This window comes from Nocardioides baculatus (assembly GCF_016735675.1).
GTDB lineage: Bacteria > Actinomycetota > Actinomycetes > Propionibacteriales > Nocardioidaceae > Nocardioides > Nocardioides baculatus.
This window is the reverse complement of record NZ_JAERSG010000003.1, coordinates 540,420-556,402: the sequence shown is the minus strand read 5'-3', so window position 1 is coordinate 556,402 and position 15,983 is coordinate 540,420. Positions and strand designations below refer to the sequence as shown.

16 protein-coding genes are annotated in these 15,983 nt (G+C 73.5%); 5 read left to right on the top strand and 11 right to left on the bottom strand.

Annotation, left to right across the window (positions count from 1 at the left end; all coding sequences use genetic code 11):
• The 3 genes from JI751_RS12295 to JI751_RS12285 all read right to left on the bottom strand — a co-directional run bounded on the left by JI751_RS12295 (position 1) and on the right by JI751_RS12285 (position 2,394).
• Positions 1 to 1,287 carry an RNA polymerase sigma factor gene (locus tag JI751_RS12295; RefSeq protein ID WP_201936606.1) on the bottom strand — a complete coding sequence of 429 codons (1,287 nt, stop codon included), beginning with the start codon at positions 1,285 to 1,287 and terminating at the stop codon, positions 1 to 3.
• A 14-nt stretch (positions 1,288 to 1,301) separates the two neighbouring features.
• Positions 1,302 to 1,649 carry a YciI family protein gene (locus JI751_RS12290; protein WP_236666079.1) on the bottom strand — a complete coding sequence of 116 codons (348 nt, stop codon included), beginning with the start codon at positions 1,647 to 1,649 and terminating at the stop codon, positions 1,302 to 1,304.
• A 109-nt stretch (positions 1,650 to 1,758) separates the two neighbouring features.
• Complete coding sequence (locus JI751_RS12285) at positions 1,759 to 2,394, bottom strand: DUF4396 domain-containing protein (protein ID WP_236666078.1); 636 nt, start codon at positions 2,392 to 2,394, stop codon at positions 1,759 to 1,761.
• 113 nt (positions 2,395 to 2,507) lie between these two features.
• Between JI751_RS12285 and JI751_RS12280 the strand changes: the two genes are divergently transcribed.
• Positions 2,508 to 4,034 carry an ArnT family glycosyltransferase gene (locus tag JI751_RS12280; protein ID WP_201936602.1) on the top strand — a complete coding sequence of 509 codons (1,527 nt, stop codon included), beginning with the start codon at positions 2,508 to 2,510 and terminating at the stop codon, positions 4,032 to 4,034.
• Complete coding sequence (locus JI751_RS12275; RefSeq protein ID WP_201936599.1) at positions 4,031 to 5,254, top strand: polysaccharide biosynthesis protein; 1,224 nt, start codon at positions 4,031 to 4,033, stop codon at positions 5,252 to 5,254. Before JI751_RS12280 ends, JI751_RS12275 begins: the two co-directional genes overlap by 4 nt.
• Here JI751_RS12275 and JI751_RS12270 read toward each other — a convergent pair.
• The 4 genes from JI751_RS12270 to JI751_RS12255 are packed head-to-tail and all read right to left on the bottom strand — an operon-like array spanning position 5,235 to position 8,813.
• Positions 5,235 to 5,957, bottom strand: a complete 723-nt coding sequence (locus JI751_RS12270) for a class I SAM-dependent methyltransferase (protein ID WP_307814156.1) — start codon at positions 5,955 to 5,957, stop codon at positions 5,235 to 5,237. The two genes, JI751_RS12275 and JI751_RS12270, sit on opposite strands and share 20 nt — an antisense overlap.
• A complete protein-coding gene (gene rffA / locus JI751_RS12265) occupies positions 5,954 to 7,117 on the bottom strand; it encodes a dTDP-4-amino-4,6-dideoxygalactose transaminase (protein ID WP_201936596.1) in 1,164 nt (387 codons plus the stop codon). The genes JI751_RS12270 and rffA overlap by 4 nt, the downstream gene beginning before the upstream one ends.
• Complete coding sequence (locus tag JI751_RS12260; RefSeq protein WP_201936594.1) at positions 7,114 to 7,869, bottom strand: sulfotransferase domain-containing protein; 756 nt, start codon at positions 7,867 to 7,869, stop codon at positions 7,114 to 7,116. The genes rffA and JI751_RS12260 overlap by 4 nt, the downstream gene beginning before the upstream one ends.
• A 5-nt stretch (positions 7,870 to 7,874) precedes the next feature.
• Complete coding sequence (locus tag JI751_RS12255) at positions 7,875 to 8,813, bottom strand: glycosyltransferase family 2 protein (RefSeq protein WP_201936592.1); 939 nt, start codon at positions 8,811 to 8,813, stop codon at positions 7,875 to 7,877.
• 116 nt (positions 8,814 to 8,929) lie between these two features.
• Between JI751_RS12255 and JI751_RS12250 the strand changes: the two genes are divergently transcribed.
• From JI751_RS12250 to JI751_RS12240, 3 genes are read left to right on the top strand one after another with little or no spacing between them, the layout of a single operon-like run.
• A complete protein-coding gene (locus JI751_RS12250) occupies positions 8,930 to 12,004 on the top strand; it encodes an FtsX-like permease family protein (protein WP_201936589.1) in 3,075 nt (1,024 codons plus the stop codon).
• Positions 12,004 to 12,846 (top strand): ABC transporter ATP-binding protein, encoded by an 843-nt coding sequence (locus JI751_RS12245; protein WP_201936576.1) that lies wholly within the window; start codon positions 12,004 to 12,006, stop codon positions 12,844 to 12,846. Before JI751_RS12250 ends, JI751_RS12245 begins: the two co-directional genes overlap by 1 nt.
• Positions 12,843 to 13,511 (top strand): ABC transporter ATP-binding protein, encoded by a 669-nt coding sequence (locus JI751_RS12240; RefSeq protein ID WP_201936573.1) that lies wholly within the window; start codon positions 12,843 to 12,845, stop codon positions 13,509 to 13,511. The genes JI751_RS12245 and JI751_RS12240 overlap by 4 nt, the downstream gene beginning before the upstream one ends.
• A gap of 6 nt (positions 13,512 to 13,517) precedes the next feature.
• Here the strand turns inward: JI751_RS12240 and JI751_RS12235 are convergent, their stop codons facing one another.
• Genes JI751_RS12235 through JI751_RS12220 form a run of 4 tightly spaced genes read right to left on the bottom strand, consistent with a single transcriptional unit; the run spans position 13,518 to position 15,959 of the window.
• Complete coding sequence (locus tag JI751_RS12235) at positions 13,518 to 14,270, bottom strand: energy-coupling factor ABC transporter ATP-binding protein (protein WP_236666076.1); 753 nt, start codon at positions 14,268 to 14,270, stop codon at positions 13,518 to 13,520.
• Positions 14,267 to 14,947 (bottom strand): cobalt ECF transporter T component CbiQ, encoded by a 681-nt coding sequence (gene cbiQ / locus JI751_RS12230; protein ID WP_201936570.1) that lies wholly within the window; start codon positions 14,945 to 14,947, stop codon positions 14,267 to 14,269. The genes JI751_RS12235 and cbiQ overlap by 4 nt, the downstream gene beginning before the upstream one ends.
• Positions 14,948 to 14,949: 2 nt before the next feature.
• A complete protein-coding gene (locus JI751_RS12225; RefSeq protein ID WP_201936568.1) occupies positions 14,950 to 15,279 on the bottom strand; it encodes a PDGLE domain-containing protein in 330 nt (109 codons plus the stop codon).
• Entirely contained in the window at positions 15,276 to 15,959 is a 684-nt protein-coding gene (locus tag JI751_RS12220) for an energy-coupling factor ABC transporter permease (RefSeq protein WP_201936567.1), read from the bottom strand. Before JI751_RS12220 ends, JI751_RS12225 begins: the two co-directional genes overlap by 4 nt.
• Positions 15,960 to 15,983: the final 24 nt, after the last annotated feature.

Here is a 15,983-nt window from a genome sequence, read left to right as displayed (position 1 = left end):
TCACTCCGCCAACCGCAGCCGGCACTCGGCGGCCCGTCGTTCGAGGAGTGCGCGCTCTCCCTCGTTCCGGGTCAGCGAGGCGGCGACCTCGAAGGCCGCGGCCGCATTGGCGTAGGACCCCTCGCGCTCGAGCAGGTCCCCGCGCACGCTCGGGACGAGGGGTGAGTCGGAGAGGTCGGCCGGGTCGACTGCCGCCAGGACGTCGAGCCCGGCGGACGGGCCGTACGCCCTCCCGTGCGCCACGGCGCGGTTGACCTCGACGACGGGGCCGGGGGCGGCGCCGGCGAGGACGTCGTACAGCGAGGCGATGCGCACCCAGTCGGTGTCGGCCGCGGTGGCGGCGCGAGCGTGCTCGGCGGCGATCGAGGCCTGGAGGAAGTAGCGACCGACGGGCGTCCCGGACGCGGCGAGGGTGGAGGCGCGGGCGAGCGCGGCGAGCCCGCGGCGGATCATCAGCCGGTCCCACTGCGAGCGGTCCTGGTCCTCCAGCAGCACCGGCTCGCCGGTGGGGGACAGGCGGGCGCGGACGCGGGAGCCCTGGAGCTCGAGCAGCGCCTGGAGCCCGAGCACCTCCGGCTCGTCGGGTGCGAGCGACGCGAGCATCCGCGCCAGTCGGGTCGCCTCGAGGGCGAGGTCGGGTCGCATCCAGTCGTCGCCGGCGGTGGCGGTGTAGCCCTCGTTGAAGATGAGGTAGACGACGGCCATCACGTCGTCGAGCCGGTCGGTGCGCTCCTGGCCGGTCGGCAGCTCGAAGGTGGCGCCCGCCTTCGCGAGGGTCCTCTTGGCGCGCGAGATCCGCTGGCCGACCGTCGACTCGGAGGTCAGCAGGGCGCGCGCGATCTCGGCCGTGGTGAGCCCGCCGACGAGGCGCAGGGTCAGCGCGACCCGCGAGTCCGCGGTGAGCGAGGGGTGGCAGGAGAGGAAGACGAGGCGCAGGACGTCGTCCTCGATGTGGTCGACCTGGCTCTCGAGATCGGGCACCTGCGCCTCCTCTCCTCGGACTGCGGCCTCGAGCTCCGTGACCTTGCGACGGAGGTTGTCGGCGCGCCGGAAGTGGTCGATGCCGCGCCGCTTCGCGGTGGTCATCAGCCACGCGGTCGGGTTCTCGGGGACCCCGGTGACCGGCCACTGCTCGAGCGCGGCGACGAGCGCGTCCTGCGCGAGGTCGGCGGCGAGCTCGACGTCCCGGGTCATCCGGGTGAGGGCGCCGACGAGGCGGGCCGAGTCGGCCCGCCACGCGGCGTGGACGGCGTCGGTCGCGGCGTCCGTCGTGGTCTCTGCCGGCACGCGGCCAGCGTAGATCAGGCCTCGGGGGCCTCCGGCCCGCCGGAGACCTGTCGCAGGGTGGCGACGACGGTGACCTCGGGCCAGTGCTCGGCGTGCAGCCGGGCGAACTCCTCCTGGTCGGCGACGGCCGCCTCGAGGCTGGGGTACTCCAGCAGCGACCAGCCGCCGACGACCTCCTTGGCCTCGGCGTAGGGGCCGTCGACGCGGGTGACCTCGCCCTGGCGGACGACGAAGTTCACGGCGTCCTCCGTGCCGTAGAGGCCGCCGCCGTCGAGGAAGACGCCGTTGGCGGCCCGCTCGCCGATGTAGGTGTCCATCGCTGCGAACAGCGACTGCGGCGGCTCGCCGATGTTCTCTTCCATCCTGACGAATCCCATGAATCGCGGCATCGTGATCGCTCCTGTTGCTCGTGGCTGTTGGTTGCTCTTGCGCACGTACGTCGAACGGCTGCGGGCCGCTTCGACATCGACCCTAGAAGTTCTTCGCGGCGTGTCCGGGAGCGGTCGCGTCCGGCTCCACACCGGCGGCCACCGAGACGACGAGACCGCCGAGCATGAAGGCGAGGATCACACCGACGAGCGTGGTGGTCGACAGGGTCGGGATCCAGCGCCGCGCGCCGCCGGCCGGGGATGCCCCGTGGTGCTCGTGGGTCAGTGCGTGGCCCTTGCCGCGAGCCATCAGGTAGCGGTTCACCGGGTAGGCCGCGACGAACGCCACCGTGAGCGCGACCATCATCCCGATCCAGAACACCGGGTTGACCAGGCCGGCGTCCATGGCACCGGGGATGACGGCCATCACGGCGTTGTCGGCGACCTCCATCGCGGCGATCGAGAGGGTGTCGGCCGCCAGCACGAGCGACAGCGCGGCGCCGACGCCCAGGCCGCCCTTGACCAGCGGCAAGGTCGACAGCGTGAAGCCGAAGACGAACGCCAGCGCGACGGACAGCACGATCGTCGGTCCGTTGCCCAGGCCCAGCCCGGTCCCGATCATCAGGCCGGCGATCTCGCCGATGGCGCAGCCCGTGAGGCAGTGGAGCGTGGCGCTGAGCGCCATCGCGCGACTGGCCTGCCCGTGCCCGTGGGAGGAGGGGTGCTCGTGGGTGGTCATCGGGTGCCTCCGGTGTCCGGGGAAAAGGGTCGACCATGCGAACATATACCCTTGGGGGGTATATTCCGCGGGTCGTCCACCTCCTCGTCCTCCGAGGTCCGTAGGGTGACGTCGTGCCCGAGGTGATCCGTCGCGACCCCCTGGTGCTCCTCGTCGGGATCGTCTCCGCGATCGTCTACACGCTGCACGGCTTCCATGGCGCGCTCACGCGCGACCTCGGGATCTACAGCTATGCCGGCCAGCAGGTCGCCGACGGCGTGCCGCCCTACCTCGGCGTGCTCAACCGGGCCGGTCCGCTCGCCCACGTGATCCCCGGGGTCGGAGCGCTCGTCGCGCGCGTCGCCGGCACCGACGAGGTGGTCACGATGCGCGTGGTGTTCATGCTGATCGCCACGGCGGCCGTCTGCACGGTCTACCTCCTCGGCCGCGACCTCTTCGACTCCCGTGCGGCCGGCCTCGTCACGGCCGGCGCGCTGCTGTCGTTCCACGGTTTCGTCCAGTACGCGTCCAACGGGCCGCGCGAGAAGACCCCGATGGTGCTCTTCGTCGTCGTCGCGCTCTGGGCGGTCACCCGGCGCAGGTGGTTCACCGCCGGCCTCTTCACCAGCCTCGCGACGCTGTGCCTGCAGACCGCCTTCTTCAGCACGTTCGCCGCCGTCGCCGTCGCGGTGCTGCTGGTCGCCTCGGATGGCCGGGTCCGCGCCAGCGTGCGGGTCGCGCTCGGCGGGATCACCCCGGTCGTCGTGCTCGGGACGTGGTTCGCGCTCGCCGGGTCGCTGCGCGAGTCGATCGACGCGTTCTACGTCATCAACCGCCGCTACACCGTCCCCGACCCTGTCTCCGACGACCTCGAGCGGGTGTGGCTCGACCTCCAGGAGGCGTACGGCGTCACGGTATGGCTGCTGCTCGCCGGAGCGGTCGCCCTGGTGCTGGTCACCCTCGCCGCGGTCGTCCCCGCGGCCCGGCGTGGGTTCGCGGCGCTCGCGGTGCTGCCGGCGATGACGGCGGGGCTGCTCGCGGGACTCTGGTGGATCACGAAGGAGTACGACTCCTGGGCAGACCTGTTCCCCCTCCTGCCCTTCGCGGCGCTCGGGCTCGGCGCTGCCGCCGCCGTCGTCGTACGCCGGCTTCCTCCGCGTCCCCAGTGGGCGGTCGCCGGTCTCGCTGCGGCCGCGTGCCTGGCGCTGGCCCTGCAGTTCTCGCTCACCACCCGTGACGACACCCTCGACCTCCAACGCGAGGCGACCGATGCCGTGCTGGCGCAGCTCCCCGCGGACGCCACCATCACCTCGGTCGAGGGACCGCAGCCGCTCGTGCTGTCCGGCCGCACCAACCCCACGCGCTACCAGATGTTCCGCAGCGGCCTCCAGGACTACATGGAGGACACCTGGCCGGGCGGCTACGACGGCTTCAAGCGCGACCTGGTCGCCGAGCGGACCGACCTGGTCTCCACCGGCGAGACCGTGTCGCTCACGTGGCGGCGGGCACTCATGCCGGACTACGTCTTCGTGGGCAGGGCTCCCCAGTGGGAGTGGTACGCCCGCGCCGACCTCGGCGAGGAGACGATCGCCCGGCTGCGCGAAGCCGCCGGCTACGACCCCGACGACCCGTACGCCCGGCTCCAGGACGACCCGGGATGACCCGTCGGGCACCGGCGGCGCTCGCCGCCGGATCCGTCGTCACCGGGCTGCTCGCCTACGTCCTCTTCGCCCTGCTCACCCGCGGCCTCGGCGCGGAGGTGGCCGCCCCGGTCTCCGTGCTCTGGACCCAGTGGACCTTCGCGGCGGCGGCGCTCACCTTCCCGCTCCAGCACTGGATCACCCGCAGCACGGTCGCCGGCCACGAGGCCGCCGTCCGACGGGCCGCGCCCCGCGTGGCCGGTGTCGTGGTGGGGGTGGGGCTCGCCCTGGGCGTGGTCGCCTGGCTGCTGCGCGACCGGCTCTTCCAGCGTGACGACGCATGGTTCCCGGTGCTGGTCGTCGCCGTCACGCTGGCGTCGGCGGCGGTCGGCGTCATGCGCGGCGGTCTCGCCGGGCGCGGCCGCTTCGGTGCCGTCGCCTGGAGCCTCGTCGCCGAGAACGCGCTGAGGTGCGTCCTCGTGGCGGGCCTCCTGCTGGCCGGCGTCGAGGACCCGGTGGTGCACGGGGTGGCCCTCGTCGCCGGCGGGCTGGTGGCCCTGTGGCCGTCGGCATGGGCGTTCGGCCGCTGCAGCGACGACACCGGGGACGACACCGGCGACGGTGCCTTCGCGTTCCTCGGCGGAGCCGCGAGCGGGCAGGTCGTCGCCCAGGGCGTGCTCACCGGTGGAGCGGTCCTGCTCGCGCTGCTGGGTGGGTCCCCGGTCGAGGTGACCGCGATGTTCGCCGCGCTCGCCCTCTTCCGGGCGCCCTACATGGTCGCCCTCGGCATGCTGCCGCAGCTGACCGAGCGGGTCACGACGTACGTCGTCGCCGGTGCCGTGGACCGGCTGCGGTCGCTGGCGCGGGGACTGGCCGCCCTCACGGTCGTCGCGGTTCCCCTGGCCGGCCTGTTCGGCTGGCTGCTCGGACCGTGGCTGCTGCGCCTCGTCTTCGGCAGCACCGTCGACCTCGGCGCCGGGGTCGCGGCCGTCATCGCGGCCGGGTGCACCCTCGCGGTCGCCAACGTGGTCGTGATGGTGGCCGCCCTCGCCGGTGACCGCCCGCTCCGGGTCGCGGGCGCCTGGGGGGTGGCGGTCGTCGCTGGTGCGGTGGCTTGCGTCGTCCTCGCCGGGTCGGCACCGGTGCCGCGGACGGCGTGCGTCTTCCTCGTCACCGAGGTCGTCGCCACCCTCGCGCTGGCAGTCGTGGCGCGCCGGTCCCTCAGGCTCGGTCGGGCTTGACCGCCACGAGCAGCACCGACGAGCCGTAGGGCAGGTCGCGGCGGCGGAGCACCCGCGCGTCGGCGCGGCACAGGGCCATCAGCGCCCGGTCGGCACGGTCGGAGACCTGCGGGAGCCGGGTGTCGCCCGGCGGCGGGGGAGAGAGGCGACGGCGTGCGCGCTCGGCGACGAAGAGCGGGAACACCCCCGTGAAGGCGTACGACGCCCGCACGACGTGCATCCCGCCGCCCTCGACCAGCCGGACCAGCCCGGGGCGCGTGTAGCGCCGGTGGTGGCCGGCCTGGACGTCGTGGTCGCTCCACGCCCACTGGTAGGCCGGCACGGACAGCAGCATCCGGCCACCGGGCGTCAGCACCCGGGCGAGCTCGGCGACCGCGCGCGCGTCGTCGGCGCAGTGCTCGACGACGTCGAAGGCCGACACCACGTCGAAGGTCGCGTCGGCGAAGGGCAGCTCGGTCGCCGACCCGCACACGCCCTGACCGGGCACCAGCCCCTCGGGCAGGAGGTCGAGGCTGACGTGCTGCTGCTCGCCGCGCAGCCAGCCGACGCTCGGCGCGTCAGCGCTGCCGACGTCGAGGGTGCGCCGCGGTGTACCGAGGTGCGGCTGCATCACCGCGCCCAGCAGGTCGGCGCGCGCCCGGTGCCACCAGTAGCCCTGCGTGCGCAGCGAGGAGGAGCCCGGCTGCCGGGGTGCGGACGTCACCGGCTCTCGAGCGTCTCCGTGGTCGCCTCGACGAACGACGTCGTCACCCGGTCGAGGTCGGAGCGGGTGAGGTTGTTCCAGAACGGCAGCCGCAGCAGCCGGTCGGCGATGTCGCGGGACACCGGGCACTCCGTCCGGCGGGCCGCGAAGGTCCGGCCGGCGTCGGAGGCGTCGAGGGGCTGGTAGTGGAAGGTCGCCTGCACGCCGGACTTGCGCATCAGCTCGAGCACGTCGTTGCGCCGGTCGCGGTCGGGCAGCAGCACGTAGAACATGTGGTGCGCCGACGTGCGCTCCGGCGGCACGCGCATCAGCTCGAAGCCGAGCTCGTCGGCGTACGGCGTCAGGGCGCTGGTGTAGTGCTCGACGACCGCCCGGCGCTTGGCCTGGATGACGTCCCGCATCTCGAGCTGGGCGAGGAGGTAGGCCGCCAGCACGTCGGAGAGGCCGAAGGAGGAACCGGTGTCCTTCCAGGTGTACTTGTCGACCTGGCCGAGCATGAAGGCGTGCCGGTTGGTGCCCTTGTCGTAGAGCACCCGCGCGCGCTCGACGTCGTCGGGGTCGTTGAGCACGAGCGCGCCACCCTCGCCGCACACGAAGTTCTTCGTCTCGTGGAAGCTCAGCGTGGCGTAGCGGCCGAGGCTGCCGAGGGGCTGGTCGCGCCACGTGCCGAAGAGGCCGTGCGCGTTGTCCTCGACGAGCCGGACCTCGGGCCACTTCGCGAGCACGGCCCGGATGCCGTCGACGTCGCAGGCGATGCCGGCGTAGTGCACGATCACGACCGCGCGCACGTGCTCGTCGAGGAGCGTCTCGAGGTGCGCCGGGTCGAGGCCGAGCGTGACGGGCTCGATGTCGCAGAACACGAGGCCGGCGCCCTGGCGCGCGAACGCCAGGCCGGTGCTGGTGAAGGTGAACGACGGCACGATCACGGTGTCGCCGTCCTGGAGGTCGAGCAGCATCGCCGACAGCTCGAGCGCGGTGGTGCACGAGGTCGTCATCAGCACCTCGGCAGCGCCGGTCTCGTCCCGGAGCAGCTCGGCGGCGCGACGGGTGAACTCCCCGCCGGAGGCGAGGTGCCCGCCGCGCGCGGCGTCCTGGACGTAGTCGAGCTCGCGCCCCTCCATCGAGGGGAGGTTGAACACGACGTCGGGGAGCTCGCTCACCACGGCACCTTCCTTCCAAGCATGTCGGCCAGCGCGGCGTTGCTCGCTGCGAAGTACGTGTCCAGAGTTCCCCTCAGCTCCGTGCCCAATACAGGGCTTCCGGCTGAACTCTGGTTGACGGGTCGTCCCGCCGGCACCGACGTCAGGGCCGGTGCGGCGCCGAGCGCACCCACCAGGTCGGTGAGCACGTCCGCGTCGGCCAGCAGCTCCTCGAGGAACACCACGTGGGTCGCGTCGGGGAACTGGGACGTCCACGACGGCAGGTGGTCGGCGTACCGACCGCGGCGCAGGTAGGCGAAGGGCGACACGGAAGACGTGGCGCGGTCCCAGGGCTGCTCCTCGTCCAGGTCGGCACGCAGCGCCACCTCGAGGTCGCGCGTCTCGAGACCGTGGTCGGTGCTGAACCGCCAGTTGCTGACCGCGCGCTGCACCGGGTCGCGAAGCACCACCACGACGGAAGGCGCGCCCAGCGCGGTGGCTGCCCGACCGGGTGCGTCGGGGTCCTCCAGGTAGCTGGTGCTCTTGTCGAGGAGGAGCAGCTCGTCGGTCGCGTGGGCGAACCACGTCGCGTCGTACCACTCGTGGCCCCGTGCGGCGAGGTCCGCGTCGCACCACACCTTGGGCTCCGGGCGCGACGGCTGGGCCAGGGTGATCTGGGGGTGCGCGTCGAGGGCAGCGCCGAGGTACGTCGTCCCGCACCGCTGGGCGCCCACCAGCAGCACGTGCCGCGCCGGGTGGGTCACTGCCGTCATCCCGCTCAACTCGAGACCCGCTCGGAGACGTGGTAGGTGGTGACCGCGCTGACCGCGTTGAGGGTGCGGACGACGTACTCGCCCAGCATCGACAGCAGCATGATCACCACGCCGTTGAGCACGGCCAGCAGCACGGCGATCGTCGTCCAGCCGGGAACGGCGCTGTCCACGAAGAACGACCGGACCAGGTAGAAGCCGCCCAGCAGGAAGCTGATCGCCGCCACCCCGAAGCCGAGGGCCGCGGCCGCACGCAGCGGGAAGACAGAGTAGCTGAACAGGATCGTCAGGACCAGCGAGGTGATCCGGCGCAGGCCGTAGTTGCTCGTGCCGATCTCCCGGGGGTCGTGGCGGACCAGGACGTCGGCCGGGCTGTGGGCGGACATCAGCGCCTGACCGGTGATGTAGGGGTGGGCCGTGCGGGAGCCGCAGATCCGCTCGACCACGTCGCGGCGCAGGATCCGGAAGTTGGAGACGGCAAGCCCCCGCGGCTGCTCGAACACGCGCCGGTTGATGAGGCTGATCACCCTGCTGCCGAGCCGCCGGTGGCCGCTGGCCTGCTTGCTCTCGAACCGGCCGAAGACGAGGTCGTGGCCCTCCATCGCCTTGCCGATGAGCAGGAGCACCTGGTCGGGCGGGTTCTGGAGGTCGTCGTCCATGGTGATCACGTAGTCGCCGGTGGACTCGCGCAGGCCGGCGAGGTTGGCGTGGTGCTGGCCGTAGTTGCGCAGCAGGTCGAGCGCCACGACGTGGGGGGAGCGGCGCGCGAGGTCGGCGATCACGTCCCAGCTGCCGTCCCGGCTGCCGTCGTTGACGAGCACCACCTGGTAGCGCAGGCCGGCGGTCTCGAAGACCTCGACGACGCGCTCGACCGTCGAGCCGACGACGTCCTGGCTGTTGTAGACCGGGATCACGACGGAGTACGAGAAGTCGGTCGGGACGGTCACCCGAGCGAGCATATGGTCACCTCGCCTGCCGGGGGGAAGGCCGGTCCTCCCGCCCCACCCGCACGGGGGTGCGAGCCGATATCCTCCGGTTCACCGCACGACGACAGGACGTGACCATGAGGGGGAGGCGTTCCGCGCGAGCGCACGCCTGGTCGCCCGTGCGCCATGCCTGGAGCTCGGCGTGGGGCCACCGACGGGGCCAGGCCGTCGCGCTGGTCGCGATCTCCGTGCTGATCACGGCCTGCACCGCGTTCGCCCCGGTCTACGACCGCGCCATGCAGCAGGCGCTGGTCGACACCCTCCTCGCCGACGCGGCCCCCGACGAAGCGGCGGTCGTCCTGGTCTCGGAGAGCAGCCTGTATCCCGGCGGTTCGCTCGACTCGCGCGACCCGCGCGAGCTCGAGGACCTGTTCCCCGACGAGGTCGAGGCCCACACCGGCGCCGTCGTGCTGGGTCGTACGGCGTTCGTCACGCCCGCGACCGGGGACAACCCGCCGGCCGGCCAGCTCGTGTGGCGCGACGGCTCGTGCGACCACGTGCGCGTGCTCGTCGGCGCATGTCCTGGTGCTGCGGGCCAGGTGGTCGTCAGCCAGGACGACGCCGACAACTTCGACCTGCGGCCGGGATCGGTGCAGGAGGTGGGCAACGCCGTCGACGACACCACCGTGCGCCTGGAGGTGGTGGGGATCTACGCGCCCGTGGAGGACGGCTGGTGGCAGGGCGAGCGCATCACGGGCTACTCCGCCGTGGTCGGTGGGCTCGACCCGTCGGCCAGCCACGACGCCTGGCTGACGGTCGAGGAGACCTTCACCGACGCGCCGCTGCTGACGGGGGAGACCTCGCAGGCCGGAGCGCCCGTGCTGACCGCGACGGCCGACGTCGACGAGGTGCTGGAGCTGGCGGACGGCGTCCAGTCGGTGGCTGACGGCCTGGAGCTGGGGCGCGACGACGTCCAGCTGCGCACGGGCGTCGACGAGCTCGCCGAGAGCCTGCGGGCACAGGTGGCACTGGGCCACCGCATCGTTCCGCTGCTGCTTGCACCACTCGCCGTCCTCGCCCTCTTCGTGCTGTGGCTGGTGCTGACCGCGGCGACGTCGGCGCGGCGCGGGGAGGTGGCGGTCGCACGTCTGCGCGGGCGCGGCCCGGCCGGTGCGGCGTCGCTCCTCCTGCTGGAGCTCCTGCCCGCGCTCCTGGCGGGGGTGGTGCCCGGGGCGCTGGTGGCGATCGCCGGCGGGGCGCTCGCCAAGCGCCTGCTGCCCGGCAGGTGGCCCTTCGAGACCGGGCCGGGCTTCACGACGGCACTGCTGGTCGCCGTGGCGGCGATCGTGCTGACGGCGGTCTCCGCGGCGGTCCGCACGGCGCGCGAACCGTTGCACGACGTCGTGCGCAGCGGCCCCGTCCCGCCGGTCCGCTGGGCACTGGGCCCGGTCGAGGCGTTCGTGCTGGCGGGCGTCGGCACCGGGGTGGCCGCCTTCGCCACCGGCAGCCTGCAGGGGCCGCTCGCACTGGCCGGCCCGGCGCTGCTGGCCCTGCTGACCGGTCTCGTCCTCGCCCACGTGGTCGGCCCCGTCTGCCGGGGGCTCGGTCGCACCCTCCTGGCGCGCGGGCGGTTCATCTCCGGGTCCAGCCTGCTCGAGACCGGCCGACGACCCGAGGCACGCACGTCCATCGTCGTGGTGGTCGTCGCGTGCGCCCTGGCGGTCTTCGCCATGGACGCGCTCGCCATCGGCCAGCGCGTCCGCACCACTGCCGCCCAGCACGAGGCAGGGGCGCCGGTGGTGCTCCGCGTCACGAGCGGCGACCTCGACGGGCTCCGGTCGGCCCTGGGCGAGGCCGACGACACCGGACGGCGGGCGGCGCCGGTGCTGGTCTCGCGCGACACCCTCGCGGTCGAGCCGAGGTCGTTCCGGCGTGTCGCGTTCTTCCCGCGTGGCGGGCCCACGGCCGACCAGTGGCGCGCGCTCGCCCCGCCGGACCGTGAGCCGGTGGTCATCTCCGGCACGGAGGTGTCGGTCCGGGTCAGCAGCGTCGACGGGTTCAGGGTGAGCGACATCTTCGGGACCGAGCTCGAGGTGAACCTCGGGCTGCTCGTCACCTCGTCCACCGGCATCCGGCGCTCGGTCGCACTCGGGTCCCTTCCGTCCCCCGGCCGGTCCCGGACGTTGACCGGCTCGGCGACCGCGTGCGCCACCGGGTGCCGCCTGGTGGGGCTGCGCGTGAGCACCTCGCAAGGGGTCAGCGTCGCGGGCGACCTCGAGCTGTCCGGCCTGAGTGTCGACGGGCGGGCCGTCGACTGGGGCGCCACCGGGGCGGACTGGAACATCACGTCCAACGAGGACGCCGTGATGCAGGCGGACGGCAGCGGTGACGGGGTGCTGCGGGTGACCCTGAGCCTCGGCGGCAGCTATCCCGCCGACATGACGTCCGCGTGGGTCCCGGGCCTGGTGCCGGCGCTGCTGTCGTCGGGTCGCTACGACCCCTCCGACGAGCCACTCGCCGTGACCGGGCCCGACGGGGACGACCGCCTCGCCGAGGACGCCGGTGACCTCCTGCTCGTGCCGTCCATGCCCGACGACACCGCCCTGGTGGACCTCGACTCGCTCACCCGTGGCGCGGCGATCACCCCCGACTCCCACCTCGAGGTCTGGCTCGAGGACGACGACGAGCTGGAGTCCGCGGTGCGGGCGGCACTGGGCGACGAGGGGATCGCGGTCACCGAGGCGCGCCGCTTCACCGACGTCCGCCGGACCTACGACGACACCGTCGCCCGGTGGAGCCTGGCGCTCGGCGCGGCGGTCGCGCCGGCGGTGGGCCTCCTGGCCCTGCTCGTCCTGCTCGTGCTCGCGGTGATCGGGTGGCGGGCCCGTGCCCGCGACCTGGCGGTGCTGCGGCTCAACGGTGTCGCGCGCCGCACGACCCGCAGGCTCGCGGTGTGGGCCCAGCTGCCGCCGGTGCTGGTCGCCCTGGTCGGTGGCGTGGTCGCCGGGCTGCTGGGTGCGGAGGTGGCCATGCCCGACGTGACCCTGCTGCCGGCACCACCGGGCGTACCGGTCGTGGACCTCGCCACGTCGTGGCCGGCCGTCCTCGCCGTGGCCGCCGTCAGCCTCCTCGTGCTGCCGTCGACCGCGGCGCTGGCAGGCCTGGCAGTTGCCCGCCGGGCCCACGTCGAGCGCGTGAGGGAGGGCGGCTGATGCACGGACTCGCGATCCGCACCCGCGGCCTGGTGCACATCTACCACGCCGAGGGACATGACGTCGCGGCGCTGTCGGGGGTCGACCTCACCGTCGCGGCGGGGGAGATGGTGGGCCTGCTCGGGCCGTCGGGGTCGGGGAAGTCGACGCTCATGAGCCTGCTGGCGGGGATCTTCCGGCCCAGCGCAGGCAAGGTGTTCGTCGGCGAGCACGAGCTGTCCACGGCAGCGTCGCGTGACCTCGACCGGCTGCGCGCCACCGACGTCGGCCTCATGCTCCAGGGGGCGGCACGCAACCTGCTCCCGCAGGCCACTCCCGCCGACAACGTCCGCTTCGCCCAGCACCGGGCCCGCCGCGAGGGCCGCGACCTCGCGGACCCGGCAGAGGTGCTCGCGGACCTCGGGCTCGCGGAGCACGCCGACGAGCCCCTGGACCGGCTCACGCCCGGTGGCCTCCAGCTCGCGGCCGTCGCGGTCGCCGTCTCGACCCGCCCGGGGCTGCTGCTGTGCGACGAGCCGACCAGCCAGCTCGACCATGCGGCGCGAGACCAGGTGCTCGACGCGCTCGCCCACGTCAACGCGACCTACGGGACCACCGTCGTGCTCGTCACCCACGATCCGGACGTCGCCCGCGTGCTGCCCCGCACCGTCACGATCCGCGACGGCCGGATCGGCGGCGAGGGCCGCAGTGGCGAGGAGTACGCCGTCGTCACCGCAGACGGCTTCCTGCCGCTGCTCGGCCAGGTGCGCGACAAGCTGCCGCCCGGCACGCTCGTACGGATCCACGAGGTCGACGACCACTTCGAGCTGCGGGCCCAGCACGGCGAGGAGGGCCAGGCATGAGCGACCTGGTGGGCAGGGGACTCGGGGTGTCGTACGGCGACCTCGTCGCCGTACGCCCGCTCGACCTGCACGTGGCGGGGGGCGCGATGGTGGCGGTCACCGGACCCTCGGGGGCCGGGAAGTCGTCGCTCCTGTGGGCGCTCGCGTCCGCACTCCGCCCGGCGGTCGCCGAGGTGACCGGCACGGTGGAGGTCGACGGCCAGGTCGTCGGGGACCGGGGCGACTCGGCGCGGGCGGGTGTCGTGCTGGTGCCCCAGCGCAACGGCCTCAGCGCCACCCTGTCGGCGGAGGAGAGCATCCTCGTCCCGCTGCTCGCGCTCGGCGTTCCGGCCCGTGAGGCGTCCGGCCGCGTGGCCGAGCAGCTCGACCGGGTCGGGCTCGCGGAGTTCGGTCGTCACCTCGTCGACCAGCTCTCCGGCGGCCAGCAGCAGCGGGTGGCTCTGGCGCGAGCCTTCGCGCTGCACCCGCGGGTGCTGCTCGCCGACGAGTCGACGAGCGACCTCGACGCCGGCAACCGGGAGCTGATGATCGCCGCCCTGCGCGAGGAGGCCGCACGCGGTGCTGCGGTCGTCCTGGCCACGCACGACCCGGAGGCCGCGGCGCAGACCGACGCGGTCCTCGCGCTCGACGAGGGCGTGGCGACGTGGGTGCGGGAAGAAGCCTGACGCCCGTCAGCAGACGTGCGGGTCGAAGCCGAACGGCAGCTCGAGGCGGTGGGACTTCATCAGCGCGTCGTCGGTGAGGATGTCGAGGGTGCTGCCCTGGGCGGCGACCACGCCGTCGGAGAGCACGATCGATCGCGGGCACAGCTGGAGGGCGTAGGGCAGGTCGTGGGTGACCATCATCAGCGTGACGTCGAGCCCGGTGAGGATGTCGGCGAGCTCGCGGCGCGACGCCGGGTCGAGGTTGGAGCTCGGCTCGTCGAGCACGATGATCTCGGGCTCCATCACCAGGACCGTGGCGACCGCCACGCGGCGGCGCTGTCCGAACGACAGGTGGTGCGGCGGCCGGTCGGCGAAGTCGGCCATCCCGACGAGGTCGAGCGCGCGCATCACCTGTCGGTCGAGCTCCGCACCGCGCACCCCGAGGTTGCGGGGCCCGAAGGCGACGTCGTCGCGCACGCTGCCCATGAACAGCTGGTCGTCGGGGTCCTGGAACACGATGCCGACGCGGCGGCGGATCTCCTGGAGGTTCTCGCGCACCACGGGCAGCCCGGACACCGCGACGCTCCCCGCGCCGGGCTGGAGGATGCCGTTGAGGTGAAGCACGAGGGTGGTCTTGCCGGCCCCGTTGGGACCCAGCACGGCCACGCGCTCGCCGCGCTGCACCTGGAGGTCGACCCCGAAGAGGGCCTGGTGGCCGTCGGGGTAGGCGAACGCCACGGACCGGAGGTCGAGGACGGGGGTGGTCACGGGGGTGGTCATGGGCGGGCTCCCTGGCGGGCGCTGCCGTCGTAGCCGCGCGCGATCATCGCGAGGTGCACCCGCTCGCCACGCTCGAAGGAGCGGATGAACAGCGCACCCGCCGACCTCGCCACGACGGGCCAGTGACGCGGGTCGCGGGCGGTGAACCCGCGGGACTCGCGGGCCGTCCTCATCCGGCGCAGCTCGTCGGTCACGACGTCGAGGTAGCGGACCATGAACCCCATGATCTGCACCAGCTGGGACGGCACGCGGAGCCGCTCGAGCCCGGCGAGGAGGTCGCGTGGCTCGGTCGTGGCGGCGAGGAGCAGGCTGCCGAGCACGCCGAGGGTCGCCTTCGTCATGAGCCCGCCGGCCGCGACCAGCCCGGGCTCGCTCAGCCCGATGCCGAGGACGTCGACCTCGGGACCCGTGGCGACGAACGGCAGCAGCGCCGCGAACACCAGGACCGGCGTCTCGACGACCATCCGACGGGCCAGGTAGCCCACCGGCACGCCGGACAGCGCCACGAGGGCCGCGAGCACGACGGCGTACGCCACGAACGCGGGGACCCACGCATGGGGCGTCGCGACGACGACGAGCATGAAGGTGACGAGTGCGGCGACCTTGAGGTGGGCAGGCGCCCGGTGCAGCGGCGAGTGGGCGTGGAAGTGCAGGCGGTGACCGTGCGCGGCACCCATCGTCACTCGCCCCCGACGGTGGTCGGCTGCGCGGACCGGCGACGGACGAGCATCAGTCCCGTCGTGAGCGCCAGCACGACCAGGCAGCCGATGACACCGGCGAGCCCTCCCGACCAGCGTCCGTCGACACCGGCCGTCTCGTAGCCGGCCAGGGGGCCGTCCTGGGTGCGGGACGCCTGCTCGGCGCCGGCGAAGCCGAGGTCGCCGGCGACGCGGTTGAGCCCGTCGGGACTGGCGGAGGCGTAGTAGCTGACGACGCCCGCGAGGACCAGGGCGACGAGGAGGCCCACGACGAGGACGGTGCGGGTCGAGACCCTCCGTCGGGTGTTCACGCCGAGACCCGGGTCTCGAGGGGGCGTACGTCGAGCACGCGCCGCGCGCCGTGGACGAGGTCTGGGCGCACGGCCACGATGCTCGCCACCACGAGGAAGGTGATGACCGCCTCGCCGATGCCGATGAGCACGTGCACCCCGACCATCGCGGTCAGGAGGGTGTCGAGCGGGATCGGGACGGCGCCGCCGACCACGTAGAGCCCGACGAAGGTGGCCGCGGCCAGGACGACCGACACGAGCGCCCCGAGCGCCGCGGCCGGCGCGACCATCGACAGCCGCTTCGGCAGCACCAGCTGCGCGGCGCGGAAGACGAGGTACCCGACCACCACGGTGACCACGCCCATCAGCACGACGTTGGTGCCGAGTGCGGTGATCCCACCGTCAGCGAAGAGCAGCGACTGGACCGCCAGGACCACGGTCAGGCACAGCAGCCCGGTGTAGGGCCCGACCAGGACGGCAGCGAGGGCACCCCCCATGAGGTGCCCGCTGGTCCCGCCCGCCACCGGGAAGTTGAGCATCTGGGTCGCGAACACGAACGTGGCGACCAGCCCGGCCAGCGGCGCGATGCGGTCGTCGACCTCGCGACGTGCGCCGCGCAGGGCGATCGTGACGGCCACGGCTGCCACGCCGGCGGTCGCGATCGAGGTGGGCGCGTCCAGGAATCCGTCGGGAACGTGCATCAGCGGGCCTTCCGTTCCTTGTTG